This is a genomic window from Streptomyces sp. GB4-14 (assembly GCF_022696125.1).
Lineage (GTDB): Bacteria > Actinomycetota > Actinomycetes > Streptomycetales > Streptomycetaceae > Streptomyces > Streptomyces werraensis.
The window spans coordinates 2,615,189-2,639,330 of record NZ_RZHO01000002.1 but is presented as its reverse complement, the minus strand read 5'-3'; the positions used below and the strand labels follow the sequence as shown (position 1 = coordinate 2,639,330).

General features: G+C 68.7%; 23 protein-coding genes. 7 read left to right on the top strand and 16 right to left on the bottom strand.

Annotated features, from left to right (window positions below; translation table 11 throughout):
- The first annotated feature begins 229 nt into the window (after nucleotides 1-229).
- Nucleotides 230-2,152 carry an AMP-dependent synthetase/ligase gene (locus tag ELQ39_RS13140; RefSeq protein WP_242591985.1) on the top strand — a complete coding sequence of 641 codons (1,923 nt, stop codon included), beginning with the start codon at nucleotides 230-232 and terminating at the stop codon, nucleotides 2,150-2,152.
- 7 nt (nucleotides 2,153-2,159) lie between these two features.
- Here the strand turns inward: ELQ39_RS13140 and ELQ39_RS13135 are convergent, their stop codons facing one another.
- From ELQ39_RS13135 to ELQ39_RS13125, 3 genes are read right to left on the bottom strand one after another with little or no spacing between them, the layout of a single operon-like run.
- The gene (locus tag ELQ39_RS13135; protein ID WP_242591984.1) at nucleotides 2,160-2,843 is read right to left on the bottom strand and encodes a class I SAM-dependent DNA methyltransferase; all 684 of its coding nucleotides are present in this window, start codon (nucleotides 2,841-2,843) and stop codon (nucleotides 2,160-2,162) included.
- Between the two features lie 50 nt (nucleotides 2,844-2,893).
- On the bottom strand, nucleotides 2,894-3,190 hold the full coding sequence (locus ELQ39_RS13130) for an AzlD domain-containing protein (RefSeq protein WP_228757211.1): 297 nt from the start codon (nucleotides 3,188-3,190) through the stop codon (nucleotides 2,894-2,896).
- 14 nt (nucleotides 3,191-3,204) lie between these two features.
- On the bottom strand, nucleotides 3,205-3,933 hold the full coding sequence (locus tag ELQ39_RS13125; protein ID WP_242591983.1) for an AzlC family ABC transporter permease: 729 nt from the start codon (nucleotides 3,931-3,933) through the stop codon (nucleotides 3,205-3,207).
- Between the two features lie 68 nt (nucleotides 3,934-4,001).
- Here ELQ39_RS13125 and ELQ39_RS13120 point away from each other — a divergent pair, with 68 nt between their 5' ends.
- Nucleotides 4,002-4,568: a helix-turn-helix domain-containing protein gene (locus ELQ39_RS13120; protein WP_242591982.1), complete on the top strand. Its 567-nt coding sequence runs from the start codon at nucleotides 4,002-4,004 to the stop codon at nucleotides 4,566-4,568.
- 186 nt (nucleotides 4,569-4,754) lie between these two features.
- On the opposite strand, the gene ELQ39_RS13115 is transcribed toward ELQ39_RS13120, so the two are convergent.
- A complete protein-coding gene (locus ELQ39_RS13115; RefSeq protein WP_006133199.1) occupies nucleotides 4,755-4,958 on the bottom strand; it encodes a cold-shock protein in 204 nt (67 codons plus the stop codon).
- Nucleotides 4,959-5,255: 297 nt separating this feature from the next.
- Between ELQ39_RS13115 and ELQ39_RS13110 the strand changes: the two genes are divergently transcribed.
- Nucleotides 5,256-6,104, top strand: coding sequence for a menaquinone biosynthetic enzyme MqnA/MqnD family protein (locus tag ELQ39_RS13110; RefSeq protein WP_242591981.1), 849 nt, complete (start codon nucleotides 5,256-5,258; stop codon nucleotides 6,102-6,104).
- Nucleotides 6,105-6,272: 168 nt separating this feature from the next.
- Complete coding sequence (locus ELQ39_RS13105) at nucleotides 6,273-8,054, top strand: serine/threonine-protein kinase (protein ID WP_242591980.1); 1,782 nt, start codon at nucleotides 6,273-6,275, stop codon at nucleotides 8,052-8,054.
- A 24-nt stretch (nucleotides 8,055-8,078) separates the two neighbouring features.
- Here ELQ39_RS13105 and ELQ39_RS13100 read toward each other — a convergent pair whose 3' ends face one another.
- On the bottom strand, nucleotides 8,079-12,785 hold the full coding sequence (locus ELQ39_RS13100; RefSeq protein WP_242591979.1) for an FtsK/SpoIIIE domain-containing protein: 4,707 nt from the start codon (nucleotides 12,783-12,785) through the stop codon (nucleotides 8,079-8,081).
- Nucleotides 12,786-13,113: 328 nt separating this feature from the next.
- On the opposite strand from ELQ39_RS13100, the gene ELQ39_RS13095 reads away from it, so the two are divergent.
- The 3 genes from ELQ39_RS13095 (at nucleotide 13,114) to ELQ39_RS13085 (ending at nucleotide 14,858) form a co-directional block, all read left to right on the top strand.
- On the top strand, nucleotides 13,114-13,413 hold the full coding sequence (locus ELQ39_RS13095; protein WP_006133193.1) for a WXG100 family type VII secretion target: 300 nt from the start codon (nucleotides 13,114-13,116) through the stop codon (nucleotides 13,411-13,413).
- A gap of 75 nt (nucleotides 13,414-13,488) precedes the next feature.
- Nucleotides 13,489-13,836 (top strand): hypothetical protein, encoded by a 348-nt coding sequence (locus tag ELQ39_RS13090; RefSeq protein WP_242591978.1) that lies wholly within the window; start codon nucleotides 13,489-13,491, stop codon nucleotides 13,834-13,836.
- Nucleotides 13,837-13,862: 26 nt separating this feature from the next.
- Nucleotides 13,863-14,858, top strand: a complete 996-nt coding sequence (locus tag ELQ39_RS13085; protein ID WP_242591977.1) for a putative T7SS-secreted protein — start codon at nucleotides 13,863-13,865, stop codon at nucleotides 14,856-14,858.
- 132 nt (nucleotides 14,859-14,990) lie between these two features.
- Here the strand turns inward: ELQ39_RS13085 and ELQ39_RS13080 are convergent, their stop codons facing one another.
- The 11 genes from ELQ39_RS13080 to ELQ39_RS13030 all read right to left on the bottom strand — a co-directional run bounded on the left by ELQ39_RS13080 (nucleotide 14,991) and on the right by ELQ39_RS13030 (nucleotide 24,077).
- Entirely contained in the window at nucleotides 14,991-15,320 is a 330-nt protein-coding gene (locus tag ELQ39_RS13080) for a hypothetical protein (protein WP_242591976.1), read from the bottom strand.
- A gap of 503 nt (nucleotides 15,321-15,823) precedes the next feature.
- Nucleotides 15,824-16,441, bottom strand: coding sequence for a hypothetical protein (locus tag ELQ39_RS13075; RefSeq protein WP_242591975.1), 618 nt, complete (start codon nucleotides 16,439-16,441; stop codon nucleotides 15,824-15,826).
- Complete coding sequence (locus ELQ39_RS13070) at nucleotides 16,438-17,106, bottom strand: hypothetical protein (RefSeq protein ID WP_242591974.1); 669 nt, start codon at nucleotides 17,104-17,106, stop codon at nucleotides 16,438-16,440. The genes ELQ39_RS13075 and ELQ39_RS13070 overlap by 4 nt, the downstream gene beginning before the upstream one ends.
- Nucleotides 17,096-17,506 (bottom strand): hypothetical protein, encoded by a 411-nt coding sequence (locus ELQ39_RS13065; RefSeq protein ID WP_242591973.1) that lies wholly within the window; start codon nucleotides 17,504-17,506, stop codon nucleotides 17,096-17,098. The genes ELQ39_RS13070 and ELQ39_RS13065 overlap by 11 nt, the downstream gene beginning before the upstream one ends.
- Nucleotides 17,507-17,519: 13 nt before the next feature.
- A complete protein-coding gene (locus ELQ39_RS13060) occupies nucleotides 17,520-18,767 on the bottom strand; it encodes a hypothetical protein (protein WP_242591972.1) in 1,248 nt (415 codons plus the stop codon).
- Between the two features lie 129 nt (nucleotides 18,768-18,896).
- Nucleotides 18,897-19,184 carry a hypothetical protein gene (locus tag ELQ39_RS13055; protein WP_242591971.1) on the bottom strand — a complete coding sequence of 96 codons (288 nt, stop codon included), beginning with the start codon at nucleotides 19,182-19,184 and terminating at the stop codon, nucleotides 18,897-18,899.
- Between the two features lie 89 nt (nucleotides 19,185-19,273).
- A complete protein-coding gene (locus ELQ39_RS13050; protein ID WP_242591970.1) occupies nucleotides 19,274-20,275 on the bottom strand; it encodes a hypothetical protein in 1,002 nt (333 codons plus the stop codon).
- A 29-nt stretch (nucleotides 20,276-20,304) separates the two neighbouring features.
- A complete protein-coding gene (locus ELQ39_RS13045; RefSeq protein ID WP_242591969.1) occupies nucleotides 20,305-20,979 on the bottom strand; it encodes a hypothetical protein in 675 nt (224 codons plus the stop codon).
- Nucleotides 20,980-21,260: 281 nt separating this feature from the next.
- Nucleotides 21,261-22,118 carry a hypothetical protein gene (locus ELQ39_RS13040; RefSeq protein WP_242591968.1) on the bottom strand — a complete coding sequence of 286 codons (858 nt, stop codon included), beginning with the start codon at nucleotides 22,116-22,118 and terminating at the stop codon, nucleotides 21,261-21,263.
- Between the two features lie 214 nt (nucleotides 22,119-22,332).
- The gene (locus tag ELQ39_RS13035) at nucleotides 22,333-23,418 is read right to left on the bottom strand and encodes a hypothetical protein (protein WP_443334339.1); all 1,086 of its coding nucleotides are present in this window, start codon (nucleotides 23,416-23,418) and stop codon (nucleotides 22,333-22,335) included.
- A complete protein-coding gene (locus ELQ39_RS13030; RefSeq protein WP_242591967.1) occupies nucleotides 23,409-24,077 on the bottom strand; it encodes a hypothetical protein in 669 nt (222 codons plus the stop codon). The genes ELQ39_RS13035 and ELQ39_RS13030 overlap by 10 nt, the downstream gene beginning before the upstream one ends.
- Nucleotides 24,078-24,142 lie beyond the last annotated feature (65 nt).

Below are 24,142 nucleotides of genomic sequence, written 5' to 3'. Positions count from 1 at the left end.
GGCCCCTTTCCGGGGCGTACCTGAGTGACCCTCACGTAACCCCCGACACTGCACACGCTCGATCCCGCTCCACCTCCGAACCGGCACGAACCCCTCACGCCGGCGCCGTACGATCCCCGCACCGACCGGTGGCGTCCCGAGCCGCGGACGCCACCGATGAGCGCCTCGGCGTGCGAGGCACGTACGTCGTGGCACATCGCAGTTCGCCTGCACGCCCCAGGAGCCGCCCGTGTCCACCCCGCACCACGCCACCGCTCTCGACGCCGACGTCCACGGGGCGCCCGTCCTCGTCCCGCCGGCCACCCGCCGGCTGGACGGGGCCGTCCGCGAGGCGTCCGTACCGCCGTTCGCGCAGCCGGTGCGGCACGGGTCCCTCGCCGACCTGCCCTTCGAGAACGCGAGCGCCGCGCCCGGCGACGTCGTCCTCAGCCGGAAGACCGCCGACGGATCCTGGCGCGACGTCACCGCGGAGCGGTTCGCCGCCGAGGTCCTGGCCGCCGCGAAGGGACTCGTCGCCGAGGGACTGGCGCCGGGCGACCGCATCGCCGTCATGGCACGCACCGTCTACGAGTGGACCGTCCTCGACTTCGCCGCCTGGGCCGCCGGTCTGGTCACCGTCCCCATCTACCCCACGTCGTCGGCCTACCAGGCGCGCTGGATCCTCCAGGACTCCGGCGCCGTCGCCCTGATCACCGAGACCGCCGGCCAGGCCGCCGCCCTCGGCCCGGAGCTGCCGCACCTGCCCGACCTGCGGCACGTGTGGGTGATGGAGAAGGGGCACGTCGAGGCCCTCGCGGACGCCGGCGCGCACATACCCGACCACGAGATCGAGGTGCGCCGGGGCATGCTCGGCCCCGACACCCTCGCCACCCTCGTCCACACCTCCGGCACCACCGGCCGCCCCAAGGGCTGCGCCCTCACCCACGGCAACTTCTTCGCCGAGGTGGACAACGCCGTCGAGCTGCTCTACCCCGTCTTCCGGGACCGCACGGACGACGAGGCGTCCGTGCTGCTGTTCCTCCCCATGTCCCATGTCTTCGGCCGCATGGTCGCCGTGGCGTGCGTGCGCGCCCGGGTGCGCCTCGGGCACGCGCCCAGCCTGGCCGCCGAGGACCTGCTGCCCGACCTGGCGAGCTTCCGGCCCACCTGCCTGCTCACCATCCCGTACATGCTGGAGAAGGTGTTCAACTCGGCCCGTGCCAAAGCCGAGGCGGGCGGCCGGCAGTCCACCTTCGACCGCGCGGCCGCGGTGGCCCGCCGCTACGGCGAGGCCCTGGAGGCCCGGCAGGCCGGCGTCGGCAACGGCCCCTCCCGCTCCCTGAAGGCGGCCCGCGCCTTCTACGACCCGCTGGTCTACCGAAGAATCCGCAACGCCATGGGCGGCAGGGTCCGCTACGCCATCTGCGGCGGCTCCCCGCTGGGCCGCGGCCTCGCCGCCTTCTTCGCCGGGGCCGGCATCGAAATCTTCGAGGGCTACGGCCTCACCGAGACCACCGGCGCCGCGACCGTGACACCCCCGCTGAAGCCCCGCCTGGGCACCGTCGGCTGGCCCCTGCCCGGCACGAAGATCCGGATCGCGGCGGACGGCGAGGTCCTCGTCTCCGGCGAGCACGTGCTGCGCGGCTACTGGGACCCGCAAGCCGGCGGCGTCGTGCCCGCCACCCGGGACGGCTGGTTCGCCACCGGCGACGTCGGCGAACTGGACGACGAGGGCTATCTGACCATCACCGGCCGGAAGAAGGAGCTGATCATCACCGCCGGCGGCAAGAGCGTCGCCCCGGCCCCGCTGGAGAACTGGCTCCGCTCCCACCCCCTGATCTCCCAGGTGATGATCCTCGGCGACAACCGTCCCTACGTGTCCGCGCTGATCACCCTCGACCTCGACGGCATCACCCACTGGCGCCGGATGAACGGCAAGCACCCCGTCCCGGCGAAGCTCCTCGGCGACGACGAGGAGCTGCGGGCGATCCTGCAGCGCGCCGTCGACGAGGCCAACAAGATGCTGTCCCGCCCCGAGTCCATCCGGCGCTTCGCCGTCCTCCCGGAGGACTTCACCGAGGAGGCCGGCCATCTCACGCCGTCCATGAAGCTGCGCCGCGAGGCGATCCTCAGGGACTTCGCGGACGAGGTGGAGGCGCTGTACGGGGGTTAGCCGGCCGTCAGGCGGGGTCCCCGCCGGGCGCGCGGGCGATCAGGAACGCCTGCGGGGTGGGCTCGCCCTGGCGGGCGTCGGGCTCCCGGACGGTGCGCTGCACAGGCGTGAAACCGGCCGCCACCAGCAGCTCCGCGATCCGCTCCGGGCGCATCCGCCGGAAGTCCAGGGTGACCGGGTGGCCCCAGGGGTGCTCGTGCCGCCGCGGCTCGTCGCCCAGCTGGAAGGCGACCAGCAGATGGCCTCCGGGCGCCAGCACCCGCCGGAACTCCGCGTACACGGCGGGCAGGTCCTCCGGCGGGGTGTGGATCGTGGAGTACCAGGACACGAGCCCGGCGAGGGAGCCGTCGGGCAGGTCCAGGGCGAACATCGAGTCCTGCTCGAACCGCAGCCCCGGGTTCTCCCGGCGGGCGATCGCCAGCATCGACTCCGACAGGTCCACGCCGTGGACGTCCAGACCGAGCGAGGCGAGATATCCGGTCACCCGGCCGGGACCGCACCCCACGTCGGCCACCGGCGCGCCCGCGCCCACCAGTTCGGCGAACCCGGCCAGCAGGGCCCGGTCCAGCGGCGTGGCGGCGGGAAGGTCCCGGAACATCGCGGCGTAGTCCTCGGCGATCGCGTCGTAGAAGGCGCGGGTGGCGCGGACGTGCTCCGGCTGGTCGGCGTGCGCGGGTCGGCTCATGGTCATGGGCGGGACGCTACCGGCGGCCACTGACAGTCCCTCAGCGCCTCGTGCCCCTACGGCACCCCGGCGGCCCGCAGCGCCGCCGTCGCCGCCGCGGCGCCCAGCACCACCACGACGAACGGAGCCCGGCGCCAGGCCAGCACCCCGCCCACGGCGACCCCGGCGGGCCGCGCCCACCCGGCGAAGTCCCCGCCCTCGGTCAGCGCCCCCGTGGCCATCAGCGCCACCAGCAGCACCACGGCCCCGGCCGACAGCAGCACCCGCACCCGGTCCGGCAGTTCCACCCGCCCGTGCAGCGCGGGCCCCACCAGCCGGAAGGCGTACGTCCCCACCGCCAGCGCGAGCACCATCAGGGCCGTCCCGCTCACGACCGCGACTCCTTCCGCCGTCCGGGCACGCCTCCGTGCAGCGCCAGACCCGCGAGCGCGGCCAGCACGGGCACGCCCGCCGGTACGGCCGGGGCGAGGGCCAGGGCGAGCACGCCGCCGGCGAGGGCGGCGCGGCGGACGCCGGCGTCCTCGCGCAGGGCGGGCAGCACCAGGGCGACCAGGACGGCGGGGAAGGCCGCGTCCAGGCCGTAGCGGGCGGTGTCGCCCAGCGCGCTCCCGGCCAGCGCGCCCGCGGCCACGCAGGCGTTCCACACGGTGAACAGTCCGAGCCCCGAGACCCAGAAGGCGGCGCGGCGCCGGGCCGGGTCCCGCTGGGCCAGGGTGAAGGCCACGGTCTCGTCGGTCACCAGATGGGCGCCGACCAGACGGGCGAGCCGGGTCCGCCCGATGTGCTCGGCGACCGCGAGGCTGAACGCGGCCGTGCGGGTGTTGAGCAGCAGCCCCGTGGCGGCCGCCGCGACCGGTCCGCCGCCCGCGAGGAGCACGCCGACCGCGCTGAACTGGGCGGAGCCCGCGTAGACCACCAGCGACATCACCACCGGCACCCATACGGGGAGACCCCCGGCGACCGCGATCGCCCCGAACGACACGCCGACGACGCCTCCGGCGAGACAGACCAGGGAGACGTCCCGGAGCAGCCCGGCGTCGACGGCCGACGGAGCGGGACCGTGTGCGGGTGAGGGTGTTCGCTGTGCCGAACGCATGTTTTCTACAATGAACAGACACCCTTGCGTTCGTCAAGCCGAACGAAATGACTTCTGGAGCGAACGACATGTCCGACGGCACGCCGTCCCGCCTGCCCCTCGACTGGATCGCCGCGGCCCTGCGCCGCGAGCGCACCCGCGCCGGTCTCTCCCTCTCCGAACTGGCCAAACGCGCCGGGATCGCCAAGTCGACGCTGTCCCAGCTGGAGGCGGCCGGCGGCAATCCGAGCATGGAGACGCTGTGGGCGCTGGCGGTGGCGCTCGGGGTGCCGTTCAGCGCGCTGGTGGAGCCGCCGGCGCCCATGGTCCAGGTGATCAGGGCGGGGGAAGGGCCGTCCGTGCGCTCGGACCGGTCCAGCTATGTCGCCACCCTGCTGTCGGCGAGCCCGCCCGGCGCGCGGCGCGACATCTACGCCGTGGATCTCCAGCCGGGAACGGTGCGCGCCTCGGACCCGCACATTCCGGGGACGGTGGAGCACATCGTGGTGAGCGCGGGGCGGGTGACGGCGGGTCCCGAGGGCGAGCAGGTGGAACTCGGCGTCGGGGACTACATGGCGTATCGCGGGGATGTGCCGCACCGCTATGAGGCACTGGAGCCCGGCACGAAATTCGTGCTGATCATGCAGCACGTCTGAGAGCGGAATCGGGGAGGGGCCGGGTGGTCCCGTAAGGGGGGTGGGGAGCCGTTCGGCGGGAATTCACCGGAGATTCCCCGGGGCCTTCCGGGAGGCCGGCCCCGGGGAAAAGGCAGGAGCCCCGTTCGCCTCGCGGCGTGGGGCTCCTTGGGTACTGCTAGTCGTTCCCGGATCGGAGGATCAGGGTCAGGCCGGGGTGACGTTCTCCGCCTGCGGGCCCTTCGGGCCCTGCGTGACGTCGAAGGTGACCTGCTGGTTCTCCTCGAGGGACCGGAAGCCGGTCGCGTTGATCGCGGAGTAGTGGACGAAGACGTCGGGGCCGCCGCCCTCCTGGGCGATGAATCCGAAGCCCTTTTCGGCGTTGAACCACTTCACGGTTCCGGTAGCCATAAGCCCTCCTTGGGCTCAAAGGGTTGCCCTGCTCCAGAACCAGCAAGTGTGAAGACTATTCCGCACAACTGCATCCGTCTGAGAACGACAAGAGCCCGCGGTCACATGCTCCGCAGGCTCTGTACTGCAAGGGAAACCAAACTGCAACTTGCGACGAGCGTAGCACGGGGAGGCCCGATCGCAATAGAGGTCAAGATCACGTCACCCGAATGTTTCAACGCCCCGTTCGTCACGCGCGCGCGTTCGAACCGGTGGGGTGACCGTCGTCCCGCCCGGCGCAAGGTCTAGCCTCACGATGTGGACAATCCTCGCACCCGGCCGCGCGTCGGCCACATCCAGTTCCTGAACTGCCTGCCCCTGTACTGGGGGCTCGCGAGAACGGGCACGCTCCTCGACTTCGAGCTGACGAAGGACACCCCCGAGAAGCTCAGCGAGCAGCTGGTGCAGGGCGACCTCGACATCGGGCCCGTCACCCTGGTCGAGTACCTCAAGCACGCGGACCAGCTCGTCGCCTTCCCCGACATCGCCGTCGGCTGCGACGGCCCGGTGATGTCCTGCGTGATCGTCTCGCAGGTCCCGCTGGACCGGCTGGACGGGGCGCGGGTCGCCCTCGGGTCGACCTCCCGCACCTCCGTACGGCTCGCCCAGCTCCTCCTCGCCGAGCAGTACGGCGTGCGGCCGGACTACTACACGTGCCCGCCCGACCTGAGCCTGATGATGCAGGAGGCCGAGGCCGCCGTCCTGATCGGCGACGCGGCCCTGCGCGCCAACATGGTCGACGGCCCGCGCTTCGGCCTCGAGGTGCACGACCTCGGCGCCCTGTGGAAGCAGTGGACGGGCCTGCCGTTCGTCTTCGCCGTCTGGGCGGCCCGCAAGGAGTACGCGGAGCGCGAGCCCGTGCTCACCCGCAAGGTGCACGAGGCCTTCCTCGCCTCCCGCAACCTCTCCCTGGAGGAGGTCGACAAGGTGGCCGAGCAGGCGGCCCGCTGGGAGGCCTTCGACGAGAAGACCCTGGCCCAGTACTTCACCACCCTCGACTTCCGCTTCGGCGCCCCGCAGCTGGAGGCCGTGGCGGAGTTCGCCCGCAGGGTCGGGCCGACGACGGGGTTCCCGGCGGACGTGAAGGTGGATCTGCTCCAGCCGTGACGCCGTGACGCCGTGACGCCGTGACGCCGTGACGCCGTGATGCCGTGACGCCGTGATGCCGTGACGTGGAGGCGGGCGCCCGTGGCCGGCCCGGGTGCCCCGCCCGGTCCGGCGACTACGCTGCCAGGTGGCAACGGCGTACCGGTGCGACGGGGGAGGGGTGGCGCCATGCGGCCGCTCGACACGGACGAACCCACGGTCGTGGGGCCCTACCGGCTGCTCGGCCGGCTCGGTTCGGGCGGGATGGGCCGGGTCTACCTGGGCCGCAGCGCCGGGGGCCGGACGGTCGCGGTGAAGATCGTGCACCCCCACTTCGCGCTCGACGAGGAGTTCCGCGCCCGGTTCCGGCGCGAGGTGGACGCCGCCCGCCGGGTCGGCGGCGCCTGGACCGCGCCCGTGCTGGACGCCGACCCCGACGCCCGCGTCCCCTGGGTCGCCACCGCCTACGCGGCCGGCCCCTCCCTCACGGCCGCCGTCGCCGAGCTGGGTCCCCTGCCCGAGCACACCGTGCGCACACTGGGCGCGGGCCTGGCCGAGGCGCTGGCGGCGGTGCACGGGCTGGGCCTGGTGCACCGGGACGTGAAGCCGTCCAACGTGCTCCTCACCCTCGACGGGCCCCTGCTGATCGACTTCGGCATCGCGCGCGCCACCGACAGCACGGCGTCCCTGACCTCGACCGGCGTCTCGATCGGCTCGCCCGGCTACATGTCCCCCGAGCAGATCCTCGGCAAGGGCGTGACCGCCGCGGCCGACGTCTTCTCCCTGGGCGCGGTCCTCGCGTACGCGGCGACCGGCGCGCCGCCCTTCCCGGGAGACTCCTCGGCGGCGCTGCTCTACCGGGTGGTGCACGAGCCGCCCGAGCTGGACGGGCTGACCGGCGATCTGCGCGAGGTGACCGAGGCGTGCCTCGACAAGGACCCCTCCGCCCGCCCGTCCCCGGCCGACGTCACCGGCCGCCTCGCCCCCGAGGGCGGCGCGGCCCGCCTGGTGGCGGGCGGCTGGCTGCCGGGCGCCCTGGTGGAACAGGTGAGCCGGGCCGCGGTGAACCTGCTGAACCTGGAGACGACGGCGGGCGGACCGGCGGCCGGTGCGGCCTCGGGCCCGGTGGGATTCAGCAGCCCGTCGGTGGGGGAGGGGACGGCCCTGGGCGGGCGGATGGGGGTCGCAGGAGCCGCGGGTGCGGGCGGCGTGACCTCCGAACCGTCGGCCACCGGCCCGGACCCGTCCGGCGGTGGGTTCGGACCGCCGCCCGTCATGCCGTCGCTGCGCGGGGAGCCGGCCGGCGCCGTCGTACCGGATCCCCGGCACGCCACGGGGGCGCCCGCCCCGCATCCGCCGACGGAACCGGGGAACGGGGGCGGTTCCGCGCCCGGCCGGCTGTCCCTCTCCGTCTCCGCGGCCTCGACGCCCGGCACCGGCGGACGGGGCCGGCGGGTCAGCTGCACCGTGGCCCTGGCGGTGGCGGGCGCGCTCGCCGCGGTGACCGTCGGTTCGGCGTTCCTGTCCGACCTGCTGCCGGGCTCCTCCGGGGGCGCCGACACCGACCAGGGCCCGAGCGGCGCCCGGCCCTCACCCGACGCCTCCGCGTCCTTGGGCAGTGTGCCCGCCGCCTACGTCGGCACCTGGGAAGGACAGGCCACCTCCCGCGAGAGCATCACCATCCCGCTCGGCACGTTCCGCGTCACCCTCAGGGAGGCGCGGGTCGGCGAGCAGGTCGGCACCCTGCGGCACACGGACATCTTCGGCGGCGTCTGCGACGACGTGCTGACCCTCAAGGAGGTCACCGCCAAGCGCATCGTCACGACCTCCGTGGGCGCGCCCGGCAACCGCGACGTCTGCAACCAGGCCCGCCACACCGTCCTGCTCACCCCGGTCGGCGACGACCTGGTCTACGCGTCGGACAGCAAGGACTCGGGACGGCCGGAGGCCCGGCTCTCGAAGATCGAGTAGCCGGGCCCGCGACCGGGGCGGGAATCACCCCGGGATCACGACCGTGCGCAGCTCGCCGTCGCCGAGGTGCAGCATGCCCTTGCCCGGGGCGATCTGTCCGCCGACCATCCCCCGGGACAGCCGGACGCCGATGAGGTCGCCGCTGGAGGACTCCTGCGGGGACAGCAGGATGCCCCGGCGGGCCTTCTTCGCGTCGACCTGCCAGCCGGAGAAGCCGCTGCACACGTCCTCCTCGTCCCCGGCGATGACGAGGGCGAGGCCCCGCTCCGTGCCGCGCGACACCAGCTTCTTCAACTGGCTCTCGGCGTCGCAGTCCTCGAGGATCTCGCCGTCGTCCACGAGCACGGCGACCGGCTCCTCCAGGGACGCCCCGTCGACGAGCTCCTCGAACTCGTCCTCGTCGATGTCGTCACCGGTGAAGACCTTCAGCACGCCCTCCGTGCCGTCCAGTTGCCTCAGCGGGGACTGGCGGGGAGCGGCGATCACCAGCCGCGTGCCCTGGGCGAGAAACGACTGGGCGAAGTTCATCAGCACCGTCGAGCGGCCCGACTTGGCCGGACCCGCGATCACGAACGCCGGTACGCCCTCGGCGAGATCGGGGCCGAAGCCGACGATCTCGTCGCCGCCGATGCCGGCCAGACCGAACAGCTTCGATCGCGAGGCGTCCGGGTCGCGCATCTCCCACGCCTCCGGGAAGGAGATCCGGCTCGGCAGGCTGTCCACACGGAACGGCCGCCGCGCCCGCGGCACTTCGGCGTCCCGGGCGGCCGCCGCCTCGCCGATCGCGGTGAGCGCGGCCGCCTGCCCCTGCCCCGTGGTGTCCTCGGCGAGCAGCGCGAACTGCGTCTCCGTGCCGGACTCGTTGCGGAAGGCGCGGCCCGGCGGGATCTCCTCCGGCACCTTGCGGGTGGGGATGCCGAGCGAGGAGAAGTCGCTGCGGTCGGCGAGCCGCAGACCGTACTTGTCCTCCGTGAGGCTCGCGATCCGGCCCACCAGCAGCGTCCGGTCGCCCGTCAGCACCAGGTGGATGCCGACGCTCGCGCCCTCGCGCATCATCGTCTGCAGCTCGTCGGTCAGCGAACCGTGGTCGATCTCGCCGAGGGTGGGCACCCAGCCCTCCCAGCGGTCCAGCAGCACCACGATGTGCGGCAACCGCTCGTCCTCGGCGGACGCGGCCCGCTGCTCCCCGATGTCCGCGAAGCCGGCTTCCGCCAACAGGTCCTGCCGCCGGGACAGTTCGCCCTTGAGCCGGTTGATCAGCCGCACCACCCGCTCGGTCTGGTTACGGCCGACGACCGCGCCGCAGTGCGGCAGCCGGGTCAGCGCGTTGAGCGCGCCGTTGCCGCAGTCGATGCCGTACAGATGCACGTCCGCGACGGAGTGGGTGCGGGCCAGGGAACCCGCGATGGTGCGCAGCACCTGCGACCGGCCGCTGCGCGGGGCGCCGCCGATCATCAGATGGCCGAACGAGGAGAAGTCGACGACGACCGGGCGGCGGGCCTGGTCGGCGGGCAGGTCCTCGACACCGAACGGCGCCGGCGGCAGCGTGCCCGGCGCGGGCGCGTACGACGGCACCTCGATGTCGTCCAGCAGCAGCGTCTCGTCCAGGGCGGGCAGCCACGGGCTGTGCTGGGCGGGGATGCCGAGCGCGGCGTTGGCGTCGCGCACCGCGTCCACCAGCACCTTCAGGTCGGTGATCTCCTCGTCCTCACGCGCCTCGGACTTCGGCTTGGTGAGCGCCGCCCGGCCCAGATCCTCCCAGGTCAGCGGGGACACCCAGGGCGCGAGGGCGGCCGGGTCCGCCGCGCCGGGCCGCCGCCCGCCGACACGTCCCGACTGGAACGGCACCAGTGAGGCGTGCCCCAGCCGGGCGTAGGCGCGGCCGGGGGTGCTCTTGGAGATGTGACCGGCCTCGGGCGAGTCGATGACGTCCGTCGACTCACCGGCGTCCGTCACGCGCAGCGCGATCCGCAGGTTCGTGTTGGCGCGGATCTCGGGGGAGACGACACCGCTCGGCCGCTGCGTCGCGAGCAGCAGGTGGATGCCGAGGGACCGGCCTCGCTGGGCGATGTTCACCAGACCGGTGACGAAGTCCGGCAGGTCGCGCACCATCGAGGCGAACTCGTCGATCACGATGAGCAGCCGCGGCACCGGCGGATGCGACGGATCGCGGCGCACCAGGTCCTGGTAGTCCTCGATGTCCTTGGCGTCGGCGGCGGCCAGGATGTGCTCGCGCCGCTTCAGCTCCGCGCCCAGCGACTCCAGCGCGCGCTCCACGAGATGGGCGTCGAGGTCGGTCACCATGCCGACGGTGTGCGGGAGCTTGACGCAGTCCTTGAACGCGGAGCCGCCCTTGTAGTCGACGAGGACGAACGTCATGTTCTCGGGGGTGTTGGCGACGGCCAGCGCCGCCACGATCGTCTGCAGCAGCTCCGACTTGCCCGAACCGGTCGTACCGGCGATGAGGCCGTGCGGACCGTCCTTGCGCATGTCGATGCCGAACGGCCCGTCGTACGACTCGCCGATCACCGCGAGCGTCGACTGCCCGCCCATCCGCCAGCGCGCCATGATCGCGTCACCCGTGGGCGGCTCCAGCTGCAGCACGTCGAGGAGCCGGCTGGACCCGGGAAGCGCCGAGTCCTCGGTCTCCCCGCTGATGTCGCGCAGCGGCGACAGGGAACGCGCCAGCCGCAGACACCAGGCGGGCGACACGAAGTCCGGCCGTACGTCCTTGATGCGCTCGGCGCCGGCCTCCTCCACGCGCAGCCGCAGCCTGTCGGGCGCCTGCTGCGTGCCGCGGCCCGGCTCCGGGGCGTTGCTGTGCCACGCCTGGAAGGAGGGGAAACCGCCCGCCACGGCCGACTGCGCCGCCCGGTCCGCCTGCTGCCGCTCCTGCTCCTCGGCGTGCGGCTCCGCGACGACGAACGCCTGGCACTCGCCGGGCAGGAACCGCTCCTCGGCGTCCAGGCAGATCGCGTACATCGACACCGAGGGACCCTCACGCAGCAGCCGCACCACACCGGGCAGCGACCGCAGCCGCCGCGAGCCGTCCCACACGACCACGATGTCCGGGTCGCTGAACGTCGTGCCCTGGGAGCGGTTCTGCTCGGCGGCCTTCTTGCGGGCGTCGAGGATCTGCGTCAGCTCGCCGATGCGGGCGCCGACCGTCTCGGCGTCGGTGCCTATGAGGACGTTCACGTCCTGGCCGCCGGAGGGACGGGCGTGCGGCAGCCAGCGCACCCAGTCCCACGACTCCTGCGCGGAGTTCTCGCTCAGCACGTAGAACTGCACGTCCATCGGGCTGTGCAGCGCGGCGGTCTGCCCGACGGCCCACCGCCCCAGCGCGCGCGCCGAGTCGCCCGGACCGGCCACGCCGATCACGCCGAGCCCCCGCAGGTTCAGCGCGACCGGGGCGTCCTCGATCTTCCAGGTGACCTGGCGCCGGTGGTCGTCCTGCTCGGGGTCGTCGAGCACCACCTCGGACGGCATCCGCCCCGTGCCGAACCGCAGCAGCAGATGGTCACGGTCGGTGCGGCGCCGCTCCCACAGCCGGGTGCGGGGCCCGGTCCCCATGGACAGCACGGTCGCCGGGTCGGGAATGGCCTGCCGCCGGTCGTCGCGTTCCTGGACCAGCGCGTCCTGGGCGTCCTTCTCGATCCGGGCCTTCTGCTCCTCGTACTCCTTGACCTGCTTCGCGTGCGACTTGCGGCCGTGCTTCTTGTCGTTGAAGTAGTTGGCGAAGAGGAGGACCGGGCTGAGCGCCGCCATGATCAGGTAGTACCAGCGCTGGAAGATCGCCACCATGACGACCGACCCGACCAGTGGCGTCAGCGCCATGATCCAGGGCAGGGGCCGGGCCTCGTAGTCACGCGGCTTGGAGGGCAGCCGGAAGCTGGTCTGCCGCTCGGGCCGGCGGAGCCGGGGCGGCCGGTTGTAGTCGAGCCCGAGGCCGTCGTCCGACCACTTCAGGGCGGCGTTGGGAGGGGAGTAGCGGGCGAGCTCGAGGAGGCTGTTCCCGACGGCGATCTGCCCGCCGAGCGGCCAGTCGAACCGCCCGCCCCTCTCGGGGCTTCGACCAGCGCTGTCGTCCTTCTTCTTCTTTTTCCTCTTCTTCCTCCTGCGCTTCTTCCCGGAGGCGCCGTCGGCTTCGCCGTCACCGGCTTCGGCGCGGCGCTTCTCCTCGTCCCGGCGCTGCTGGGCGTCTGCGACGGGCTTGCCGTCGAGGGTGACGGCGTCGTGCTCGCCGTGCACGACGACCTGGCAGGTCCCGTCGGTGGCGACCGAGAGGGTCAGCGCGCGGGCCTCGACCTCGGGGTCGTCGACGCGGACGTACGAGGCGTTGCCGCTGCCGATGTCGTAGCGCCCGACGCCGAGCCGGTGCACGAAGCCGGCCGCGGGCCCGCCGACGACGCGCAGCTCGACGAGGCCGGTGGGCTCGCCGGGCAGACAGCCGGAGGGATCCTGGAGGGAGACGACGGCGCCGTCGCGCAGGGGGGAGCCGACGACGGTCGCGGAGGGGTCGACGGCGTACCCGTCGACGTACACCATCGGCGTGTTCCCGGCGGGCGTCTGCCCCTGGTGCCCGAGGGGGATGACCTGGGCGCCGGCGTGCCCGACCTGCACGGCCAGCTCACGCGCGACGTCCCCCACGGTCGACTCGGGATCGGCATCGAGTACGACATCGGCGGAGTCCCCGCCGTACGGATCGACGACGGTCAGAGTCAGGCGCACGCTTGTCCTCCCCAGGCCCTGCGGCCGCTTCCACCCCGCGGCGCACAGTCCCGCCGACGATATCGGCTCCGCCCTGACGAAAGGCAGTCGGGGAGCGGGCCCGCGTTCCCGTAAGCAACCGCGTCGACGACTTGTGACCGTTGCCTTCACAAGAGGGGGATGTGACGGCGCAGTTCACCCCCGTAAGCTTCTGCCGCAAGAGCGGACGATCACACCGGCGGGCCCGAAGGGCCCCTGAGCCGCAGGGGCCGCGACGGCAGGCCGGCAGTTCCGCAAACAAGGGAGCCACGGGGGTTGGCCCTGCGGCGTTGCGAGAGGAAGCGGCTTCATGGCCAAAGACCTTGACATCACATACCAGGACATGCGGGAAGCGGCCAAGCATGTCGTGAAGGAGAAGGAAAAGCTTCAGGAGAAGCTGGACGGCCTCCGCAAGTACATCAACAACCTCGTCAACTCGGGCTACGTCACGAAGAGCTCCTCGAAGGCCTTCGACGAGAACTTCGACGAATTCACCAACGGCGCGAAGACCACGCTGGACGGCCTCGACGGCATGGGCGACTACCTCACCATGGCGGCCGACAAGTTCGAGCAGATCGACGACGAGCTGGCGAAGGCGGCGCGGAAGTAACTTCCGGGCGCTGGGGGCAGTTACATCGGCGGTGGGGCGGGCGAGCTTGGACTTCCCGTCCCACCGTTCCGTGCCGTGACACACCCGGCGGGGGACATGTTGTCGGATCAGACCGCCGACATCGGACGTATCAAGCGGAGTGCCAAGTCTTTGGCGGGCATCCACCGCGAATTCACCGGGAACGCCAACCCCGCCGAAGGACTGGGCGTGGCCGTCCTGGGTGACCAGGGATTGGTCGACGTGTTCGACGACTTCGGTGACAACTGGAAAATTCACCGCGAGCGGTTGTCGGACGAGCTGAAGAAACTGTCCACGCTGCTGTCTACGGTGGCGAAGACGTACGAGGACGTCGATCACGTACTTGCCGAGGCCCTGCGCCGCACGGACAGGCGGAAGCCGGGCGCCGACGGCGGCGCGAGGTGAAGCGCCCGCGGCCCGACGAATGGGCGGTGATCGGCGAGCAGGCCGATCCGGTCCCCGGCGACCCGGAGGAAGTGGCGCGACTCGGCCGGAAGCTGAGAAGGACTGCCGAATCCATCAGGAAGCAGGCGGACGAGATCCGGGCGCTCTCCCGCGTCGACCAGTGGAAGAGCAAGGCGGCGAAGGAGTTCCGCGCCGAGGCCGAGGAGGCCGAGGGCAAGCTGCGGAAGGCCATGCGGCGTTACGACGCGGCCGCCGACACGCTCGGGGAGAAGGTTTCTGACGCTGGCTGCTCACAGGAGTACGCCTCGCAGCTGCACCGGGCTCAGGCGATGGCCGACAAGGCGCTTCGGGAAGCGCGGGACGCCGTCGACGAACGCAAGGCGAGTGCGGGAGCCCTCGACCGGCTTCCGGACGACACCCCCGACGACGATCCTGGGCGCCGGAAGTTGGAGAAGCGCCAGGAGGCGGCGGCCACGGCACTCGTGCGGGCGAGGGACCGACTCGAGGCGGCCAAAGCAGTACGCGACGCGGCTGCCAGGCGGGCGCGCGAGTCCATCCGGCACGCCATCGACCACGACGGACTGAAGGACGGTGCCTGGGACAAGGTCAAGGACTGGGTGCACGACAACGCCGGGTGGATGAAGACGACCCTGGACGTCACCGGCTGGGTGGCCACCGTCTGCGGCACCCTGACCCTTCTGGTCGGCTGGGTCCCCGTCCTCGGACCGGTCCTCGCCGGCGCCCTCGGCACCGTCGCGCTCGCCGCAACTCTCCTCTCCCTTGTGGGCCACACCCTCCTTGCGGCGGCCGGCGAGGGCAGCTGGTTCGACGTCGCCGGCCCCGGTCAATGGGTCGTCCCGGGAAGTCGGAGCGTCCGTGCGAAGTCGTCCAGTGGCTCCATTGCAGCGGCCACCACTTCCGGATCGTCGTGGTGCCCGCGGAGCAAGACATCGGGAAGGCCGAGCGCTGTGTGCCAGTGGTACGTCACCGACGTCATCATGGTGGTGCTGTCCGCTGGATAGGAACGGGTGACCCGAAGCCCGTACTCGCCCAGGTGCGCCGAGGCGAACAGAACGCTGCCGGTTCGCTGCTGCCCCTCGGGGATCTCCGGGTGCGGCACTGTGGCCGCGGTGACCCCCTCGCAGGAGGACACGTCAAGGGCCTCGCAGTGGATGCGGGTGGCGTGCACTACGAGGGGCATGTAGGTCAGCGGAACGGGATAGTAGATGAACGCCTCGTCGGCCTGGACCTTGTCCCGGAGCGTGACGCATCTCCTCGTAGAAGCTCTTGTGGAAACGGCGCAGTTTACGGGTCAGTTCGATGCCGTGAATGGTGGCCAGGCCGGTCAGGTGCAGGTCCAGCCATTCCTTGAAGATCTTCTTGTCGACCTGGACGTGCAGGTATCCCCAGAGGTCTGGGTTGGCATCTGTGTCGATGTGAAGTGGGCCGCCGAGGTCGGTGCTCCACAGGGTGCCTTCGGACATGAGCGGTCTCTTTCTTCGAGGCGGAGACGCCCTCGAAGACGGAATCCGAGTCGGTCGCGATCAGGGCGCTGAAGGAGAAGAACAGCTGTTGGTCGAGGTCACTGTCACGGACCGCCATGAAATGCTCGACCCGGCTGTGGGCGACGTCGACGCCCTTTTCCGTGCCGGCAGGTACGTCTCGCTCCGATCGCAATGGCCGCGGCGCCGTCATCCTCAGCATCGGGCGCCCCGCCTCGTCCAGGACACTCCTGAACCCTCTGAGGCAGTTCTTTGGGCCGATGGGCCGGGAGGCTTGAGTGGCGTTTACGGTGGAAGGTCCTAGGCGGCGTTGGCGAGTTCGCAGCGACCTCGAGGCTACCCACGAGGAGTAATCAACGTACAGTGTTCGAATATGACGCTGCCGGCAGCACTTTGTGCCAGCATCTGGGATGTAATCTCCTTATCGGGACGATGCGACAGATAGAAAAGCTCCTGCGGATACCGTGAACCGCCCAATGACCACATCAGGGAATGAAGATGGCGAGTGAGCGCGCCAGTTCTTCCAGGTCAGCAGCAGCGTGCATGACTCTGGCAACATCTTCGGTGGCTGTCCAGACAACTACGTCCGCCTCATGTTCAGTGACTTGCCATGCATATCGAACACACGCGAGTAGATGCGGTGAATCCTTCTGGGTGACATACCGAAACGTCGTCATGCCTTCGCCCAGGTGTTCGGAGTGGAAAGGCTTCACCACAGGTGGCTCAACAGCGTTCGGGTCGTCTGCCTCGGCGAGAGCGCGCAGGGTGGGGTTGCGCGGTTCTCTCGCCGGGCCGATTGCTGCGCAAACCGGAAGCGGGACATCTGTTGGGTGGTCAAGGTGTAGAAACAGCCAATGGTCCGAACCAGGAGGGCATAGGGCTTCGGCACAACGAGACAGAGTTTCGCCTACGAACTCCACCCCGTTATGGCCAGGATCGAGCTCTCGTTCCGACCACAGGTCTTCGGCCTGTTCCAAGCACCAGGATCTGATGTCATCCCATTCTTCGAAGGGGGCTGAGGGTCCTGACCGTGGGGGGACGATTACCCAGGAATAGGGGTCGACGTATTCGATATCGATGATTGGCCAGAAAATATCGCTCATTCGAACCTCCAGCGAAAGGTTGCCATAACTGCATCGAACCATTCGACGAGAACCTCTGCCAGTTCATCTCTCGGGTTCCCTCCTCCGATCGTAGAGAAGGCGGCTACAAACCACCGGGCAGGGTTTCCGGGAACGGATGCGATGTACTCGACCCGGCGGGAGGGGACCCCTACGCCGTGGTTGGGATCTGCCTCCGCCACGAACTCTCGCCGAACGGCGACTGCCCCGTCGACCTCTCCAGAACTGACATTAGAGTTCGCCCCCTCCCGAGACAGCAACTGCACCACCAGGTCGGTGGGATCCGCGAACGATGCTCCCGGTTCGCGCTCCGGTAGGGTAGTTTCCGTCACAAGGATTGACGCGCCAAGGTTGAACTTTTGATCACCCACAGGCTTCACGGGAACGTATAGGTCGAGTCCATTTTTCAGCTGAGCCTGAGCGACAGAGCTTCGGAAGCGTGCCGATATTTCCCTCTTGTAGGGTCCGACCTTGTCCGGGGGAAGATGTTCCGGGATGCGTGAAAACAAGTCCTTCAGAATGCTTCCGACAGCTTCATCCGTGCCCTGCCGCAGGGGTACTTGAGCCCACTGGGAAGGCAGCAAAAGGCGATAACCTGTCGCGGGCTTACTGCGCTCATCTGCCGCTGCGGTCTGCTCAGCGTCCATGCGTGGACTCCCTATGATTGAGATAGTGAACTCCTGACAGCCCACCCAAGCTTGCGACCACTCCTAGCCAAAGGATCCATTCACCTTGCAACAGGGCGGACGCCAGTGCGTAGAGGAGGTAGAATGCCAGCGCGCTCCTGAGGAACATCCGCTCATTGGACAGTGTCGCCCAGTCGGCCGGGCGCCGCGCCAGCCAAAGGAGAATCACCGGTGTGGCAGTGACCACCAACCATTCCCAGGTAGGCATGGGAAGCAGTTCCTCGCCGAAGATATCCTCGGTGAAAGGGCCGGCCAGCACTCGGAAAACGGCCAGGAGGAAGATCACCTTCACTCCCGCGACGCAGTAGGAGAGAAGGGGAACTTTCTGGTCATCTGCTTTGGTCTGACGAGGTTCCGTCATCGATCGGACTCCTTCACCACTGGGACCCTACAGGTGCGGTCATGCGATCCTTCATTCTGCTGTAACCATCATCAGTCATGGAGTCCGCTCCCTTGTCCCCCACGTCCAATACAGTGGAAACTGTCCATGAGCCCCGGACCACGTCTGCGTGGCGTTGAGCTTGGCTAGCGTTGGAGGCGAGTTCGGGGCTGTTCGGGTACGTGTCACGCCACTTGTTGATATCTTTGATTTGTTTTGCAAGGTTCTCATCCCCGATGGATCTTGCCTTTTCGCTCGCAGTAACCTGCGGCATTTCGGCATCGCGCACTTCGTCGGCGGCACGCTTCCCAGCAGTGCGGTTCTTGGCCTCTAGACGCAGTCGTCTGGCTCGGGCGGCCTCGCGGTTTCTCCGTGACGTACCACCGCCGCGCTTTCTCTCCGCCTTGGCTGCAGTCTTCCGAGCCCCTGCGTTGGCCTGCGCGGCCTGCGCGGTGGATTTTTCTTTGGCAAGACCTGCTGCCGCCTTGCGCGAGTTTTGCTGCAAGGCCTTGATGGCCTTCGCCGCTTTCATGCCGTTACGCGCCAATTTCAGTGCACCTAGGTCCATCACCACATCGAACCAAGACCCGTTTCCGGTGACAGCCTGCGTGATGTGGATAGCCGCTACAACGGCCGTGAGGGCAAGTGCAATAACACCCAAGGCTGGGAAGAAGATGGCCACGGCTCCGACAATGGTTGCGGCCCAACTGGCCCAGTCAGCGATGTCTCCTAGCCAGTCTGCGTCAGCCACCCAGCCCTTTACGTCGTTCCACCAGCTGTCCTTCATGTCGTCATCGATGGACGACCTAATTTTGCGGGCGAAGTGGCCGGAGCGCTCCTCGTAACTGCCCTCTGCCGAGTTGAGGCGTTCACGGGCCTCCTCTAGCTCTTCCTTGGCCTGTTTGAGGACCGGATCTTCGTCCGAACCGTTCTTCTCCTCCTCCTTGTCATTATCGGATGAACGATCGTCGCTCTTGGAGCGGCTTTCGATGGTCCGCTGGGCTTCCTGTGCGTCACGGAGTGCCTTGTCCGCCCTCTTCTGAAAATCCTCCAGCTCGTCAGCCCAGTGGGAGAGGTGCCCCTTCACCTCGCGATATCGATCTTCTGCTAGATCGAGTTTGCGCCCCAGCCCCCGGGCGTTTTCGGCTAGTTCGTCAGCATATTTCCCTTTCAGGTTGTCGGCATCCGCCATGGCGGTGAGCGCCTCCGCCTGAGTGCGCAAATACTCGGCGATCTTCTTCATGTGCTTGACCTGTTCGCGGATCTCAATCGGATCGCCAGGTACTGGGTCGCTTTCGCGTAGTGGATGCCAGTCCGTAGGCCTTGCCATATTGGCCCCTCAGGGAAGGTGTGACGTATGCGGATTAATTTGTTACTTCTTTTTCTTGCCAGCCTTGGTCAACTCATCCTCTAGTCCCTGGAAGGCGTCGCGTGTCGCTTCAACCATTTTTCCGACGTTCTCCAGAGACTCAAGTAGACGCTTTCTGTTGTCGTCCCAATTGTCAATGAAATCCGTCATGGCGCTCTTAAGTTCAGTGGCCCCGACTGCAGAAGTGATTTCACCTTTCCACTCGCCGAGATCGCTAAATTCCTTTTGAATTTCCTTGAGTTGCTTCGCCGACTTCTTCAGAAGTGCAAGGTCGACAGTCAAGTCGGACATATAAGGCATCCAGGTTGTCGAGGTGAGTGTCGGAGCTACGCAAAGACGTCGGGTGGTCGGTCAAAGTGCAGGCAGGTTCACTCTGCAGGTCAACGGTTGACTGCTTGGATCTCCTGAACGGTGACTGCCTGATCGTTGCCGAAGGTGCCGTCGGGTAGGTCGCCGCCCGTGCCGCCGGTTCCCGCCCAAGTGATCTTCCAGGTGATCGTCGCCTGCAGTTTGAAGGTGCTGTCGCCGGATGACCGTAGATATGTGAGACCACAGGGCGGTGTCCGGTCGGCCTTACCCTTGGCGTATGGCTCTCCGATGGAGCCGTCGCCGTTGATCCGGCACTCCCCGGAGGAGGGGTAGAGCTCGGCATCTTCTGTGCCCGGGGCCAGTTTGAGGGAGACCGGCTCGGCCGTGGTGGTTGCCTGGATGTTGAGACCAGATGTGTTAAGCGAAGCAGTGACTGACACGGGTTGAAACTCACCCTTGTCCAGCCAAGCCCATGTGGGGAGGTTGACCTTGGTCACGGCCTCGGGAGTGAGCGTCACCTCGGTTCCGGGGACCTTGATCTGTTCATAGGCCAGGCCCGCAAGGGTTTCAGGAGTGATGGCGTTCTTGACGTCCGGCGTTTCGCCGTTTTCGGCCCAGAAGGGAAGCGTTGAATTGCAGGCGGTCCGCTCGAGAATGGGAGCGTTCGGGTTTTCGACTGGGCCCCACCACATTCCCTCGTCCTGCTTGTCGAGGTTGTAGTTCTTGTACTTTCCGTCCTTATACATCTGGCGGAACTCGTACGATCCCTTCCTCGCGTGAGGAGCCTGTTGGGGGTCGTTGGAGACCTTCTTGTAGCCGGCCTCAGTCTCCTTGGCGAACTGTTTTGCGGTCCACTTGGGCGCGAGCCAGCATGCCGGGGGTGACCAGGAGGCACCTGCGACCGTCACGGACCCGACGTGGGGGCCGGAGCCGTTCTTCGAGGTGTCGTACGAGATAGCTGTGGCCCTGGCGTAGAGGTTGTCGCCCTCGAGGCCGGCGCCGGTGTCCGTGCCCTTGTCGACGGGGCCGCCGGCGAACGCACTGTGGGAGGCTGTCAGGAGGAGGGTGGTCACGAGACCAACTGTGCATACGCTGCGGAGGGCTACGCTTTGCACTGTGTGGCCTCCTTCTGAACCTCGATGGTTTCAGCGGTCCACAGGCCCTTGGCCTCCTTGGATGCCTGCATGACGATTTCGAAGAAGTAGTAGTCCTTGTCGCTGGGCTCAGTCTTGAGGACCTTCTGGGTCTTGACCTCTTTGCCGTAGAACTTCGAGTCGTCGTCGCAGAAGGAAACCGAGGCGCGGCTACCGTTACCCGCCATCTCCACCTTGGCCCGCGTATAGCGCTGGACACCGGTGATGGTCCAGCCACCGTCGACGTACTGTTGGATCTGCTTCTTCGCGTACGCCTGAGCGCTGCCGCCGGGTGTGGAGTAGAACTTGTACGCCGAGTGCTCTGCGTCTTGTTGGACGATGCCGTAGTTGATGGCACGCACGAAGTTCTCCGCGTCATGGAGCGCCGCTGCCTGTTTGGCGTCGGACGGCTCGGCGCGATCGAACTCCATCCTGAAGTCCGAGGGGAAGGTCACCTTCGGGCGCTTGATGTCCGAAACGTTCTTTGATGCGGTGGGCGACGTCGACGGCGTGGTGCCACCGCTGTCGGCACCCGCGATCTTGTCGCTGTCATTTGAGCTATCCTCCCCGCCGCTGCAGGCCGTCAGCAGCAGGGCTGCTGTTGCCGCAAGCGCGACAGCAACGGGCAAAGATCGGCGCTTCACAGTGACTCCCCGTGAGACAGAAGTGCAGTCGAGAGCAGAGACGGTATCGGTGCCGTTTCCGGTTTCGCCAGGGCGAAGAGGCCTGCGAAGGGTGCGATTGCGACGCGTGAGGCTGAACGGGAGTGATCGGGCGTATCCCCGAAACATGCTGGTCACGTCAGTCGAGTCGTTCCTCTGAAGAGTGCAGTGTGTGCCATTCCACCCAACGGCCCAGCCGCTCGCTCCTCGATGCCAGTGCGAAGATGGCCGAGCGCGCGCCGGGCTGATGTGCCGGAGCCGTGTCAGTCGTCGAGCAAGGCCCGTAGCTGCGGGGACAGGTCCGGAGTGTCCGCGCCCGCCGCCCGGGCCGCCACAACTGCTCGGGCGTACGCCTCCGCCTCCGGCCGCAGGCTCGCCTTCCGGCTTCCCTGGCGGTGGCCCGCGACCCAGACGACGACGGCGAGGGGCACGAGCGCCAGCACGGCGAGACCGAGGGGTTCGCCCGAACTGACCGCCACCGCGGGGCCGATGCCGCCGGCGAACAGCAGCAGCCAGCCCACCTCGTCGTGCCAGCCGCCCTGGTCGGCGATGCGCTCGTACTCGGACACCGCAGCCGGTTTCCGCGGGCATGTTGCTGCCGAGGGCGTGCGGGTGTCTTCCTCGGCCCGTTCCACCTGTGCGTACCTCGGGATCGGTGTGGCACCCTTCCCCCCGCCGTCCTCCCTGCGGCCCTCCAGCCACGCAGGCACATGGGCCGGTTCGATGCCGTAGGCCCGGGCAAGGCCCAGCACCTCGCGGTAGCCCGCCAGTTCCTTGTGCATCAGGGCGCGTTTCCAGCGGAGGCGGACCAGCGTCAGGCATGCCGCTGCCACGACCAGCAGTGGGACTGCGGGGGCGTAGGCGAGTAGCGGCTTGCCGGCCGTCGCGGGGACGACGTGGCCGACGAACGGCCAGATCACGCCCGCCGTCAGGGCGAGACCGCCAATCCATCCGGCGGGTCCCCGAGAAGCCTGGTCCACGGCACGCCGGTGCCGTGCGAGCAGGTCGCTCACCACCGCATCGTCGGTGTAGTCGACGCCAGTACGCGCTCCGACGGCACGCACGCCGTCCAGCAGCCGCGAGTCTGTCGCCAGCGCCGCACCGCCGAGTGGCGGTGTCACCGTCCGTGTCTCCGTCACCTTGATTCCCCCGTGATCCTTGCCTGTCGCATGCTGCGTGCTCGATTGCGTTCCTAAGTGCCGGGATTGGCGTGGATCCGTCGCCCTGAGCCACCGGACGGTCACCGAGTCGAGGCACGATGATGGCACGCGCCCCCGGCGCCTTCGAGAGATGGGCTCCGTCCGGCGCGCGGGCGGAGCCGTGACCGGGCTGCTGTCAGCGGTTGACGGATTGGATCTCCTGGACGGTGATGGCCTGCCCGTTGCCGAAGGTGCCGTCGGGGAGGTCGCCTCCCGCCCCGCCGGTGCCGGTCCAGGAGATGTCCCAGGTGATCGTGGCCTGGAGGTTGTAGGTGCCGTTGCCCGACGAGCGGAGGTACTTGATGCCGCACGGCGGGGTGCGGTTTGCCTTGCCCCTTGCGTACGGCTCGCCGATCGAATCGTCGTTGTTGATCACGCACTCGCCGGAGGCCGGGTAGGTCACGGCGTCGTCGGTCCCGGGCTCGAGGGTCAGGGACACTGGCCTTGCCGTCGTCGTGGCTTGGAGATTGAAGCCCGGCACGTTGATGGCTGCCGTCGCCTGCACCTCGTCGAACACGGCCTTGTCGAGCCATGCCCAGGTGGGCAGGTTGACCTTGGTGGTCTGCTCCGGTGCGAGGCTGACCTCGGTGTCGGGCAGTTGCATGTGCTGGTACGCCAGCGCGGCGAGGATCTCGGGGGTGATGGCCTGCTCGTACTGGGGTGGCGGGGCTTCGCCGTTGTCGACCCAGAAGGGGAGGTCGTTGCAGGAGTTCCGCTTCAGCAGGTCGGGTTCGTCGGGATTTTCGACGGCGGCCCAGAACATGCCCTCGCCGTCCTTGTCGACGTTGTAGTCCTTGTAACCGGGGGTGTCGGTCCAGCCGTACTCGTCCTCGTAATGACGCTTCAGCTCGCTCAGTGCCGCGCCGGCGTGCCCGCCCATGCCGGGGGCGTTCATCTGACTTTCGATGTCCCCGGACATCTTCTTCTTGAAGTCCTTGGCGCCGAGGTACGGGGCGTACCAGCAGGGCGGCGGCGTCCAGTTGACGTCGGCCGACGTCACATTCCCCTTGCTTCCGTTCGCAGCGACGGAGCCGGAGTATGTGATGCGGGCGGCGGCGTAGATTCCGGTGCCGTCACCGCCACCGGTTTCCTCGGTGGTGGCTCCCTTGTCGGATCCCACCGGCTTCCCGGCGTACGCAGCCTGAGTGAAGGCGATGACGCTGAAGGCCAGGGTGAGTGCTGTGACACCGACAAACGTGCGACGGGTGCTCCTTACTGGCACTTTGCCGCCTTGGTCTCGACGAAGACCTTCGACGCCTGCCACAGCGTGTCGGAAGTGGGGACCTTGACCATGATGATCCTGTAGTAGTCGAAGTCCTCGATGCTGGGCTCGGTCGTGAGGACCTTGCCGGTCTTCACTTCCTTGCCGAAGAACTTGCCGGAGTCGGCGCAGAAGGCGACCTCCACCGACGAGCCGTTACCGGCGGACCGAGTGGTGGCGTCGTAGTGGCGCAGGGTGCCCGTCGCGGTCCAGCCGCCGTCGATCCAGGCCTTGACCTGAGTCTGTGCGTAGTGCAACCCCGCGCCTGTGGCGTAGGCGACGACGCTTGCGTCTTCGGCGCTGCGCTTGTCGACCCCGTGGTAGATGGCCCGGAAGAAGTTGGCGGCGTCGTCCATGGCGGCGGCCTCGTTCTTGTCCTTGGGCTTGTCCCAGTCGAAGACCAGCTTCATGTCCGCGGGCAGCGACACGTCCACACCGTCCGGCTTCTCCTGCTCCGGCGCCGCCGGCTCCGCCGACGTGCTCGGCTGCACGGACCGCTGGCCGGCGCCTTCGATCTGGTCGCTGTCGGCGGACCCGTCGTCCCCGCCTCCACAAGCTGTGAGCAGCAGAGCCGTCGCGGCGGCGAACGCGGCGGCGGTGGACAAGGTGCGGCGCTTCACAGTGAGCTCCCCGTGAGACAGAAGTGCAGTCAAGGGCAACGACGGTATCGGTGCGGCATGCGGTT

Bases quoted from the DNA above. Each gene is read 5' to 3' on its own strand.
- ELQ39_RS13095 (WP_006133193.1), top strand. From the start codon at position 13,114: ATGGCCAAAGACCTTGACATCACATACCAGGACATGCGGGAAGCGGCC.
- ELQ39_RS13075 (WP_242591975.1), bottom strand. From the start codon at position 16,441: ATGAGCGATATTTTCTGGCCAATCATCGATATCGAATACGTCGACCCC.
- ELQ39_RS13055 (WP_242591971.1), bottom strand. From the start codon at position 19,184: ATGTCCGACTTGACTGTCGACCTTGCACTTCTGAAGAAGTCGGCGAAG.
- ELQ39_RS13065 (WP_242591973.1), bottom strand. From the start codon at position 17,506: ATGACGGAACCTCGTCAGACCAAAGCAGATGACCAGAAAGTTCCCCTT.
- ELQ39_RS13135 (WP_242591984.1), bottom strand. From the start codon at position 2,843: ATGACCATGAGCCGACCCGCGCACGCCGACCAGCCGGAGCACGTCCGC.
- ELQ39_RS13130 (WP_228757211.1), bottom strand. From the start codon at position 3,190: ATGGTGCTCGCGCTGGCGGTGGGGACGTACGCCTTCCGGCTGGTGGGG.
- ELQ39_RS13070 (WP_242591974.1), bottom strand. From the start codon at position 17,106: ATGGACGCTGAGCAGACCGCAGCGGCAGATGAGCGCAGTAAGCCCGCG.
- ELQ39_RS13125 (WP_242591983.1), bottom strand. From the start codon at position 3,933: ATGCGTTCGGCACAGCGAACACCCTCACCCGCACACGGTCCCGCTCCG.
- ELQ39_RS13120 (WP_242591982.1), top strand. From the start codon at position 4,002: ATGTCCGACGGCACGCCGTCCCGCCTGCCCCTCGACTGGATCGCCGCG.
- ELQ39_RS13115 (WP_006133199.1), bottom strand. From the start codon at position 4,958: ATGGCTACCGGAACCGTGAAGTGGTTCAACGCCGAAAAGGGCTTCGGA.
- ELQ39_RS13080 (WP_242591976.1), bottom strand. From the start codon at position 15,320: ATGTCCGAAGGCACCCTGTGGAGCACCGACCTCGGCGGCCCACTTCAC.
- ELQ39_RS13060 (WP_242591972.1), bottom strand. From the start codon at position 18,767: ATGAAGAAGATCGCCGAGTATTTGCGCACTCAGGCGGAGGCGCTCACC.
- ELQ39_RS13105 (WP_242591980.1), top strand. From the start codon at position 6,273: ATGCGGCCGCTCGACACGGACGAACCCACGGTCGTGGGGCCCTACCGG.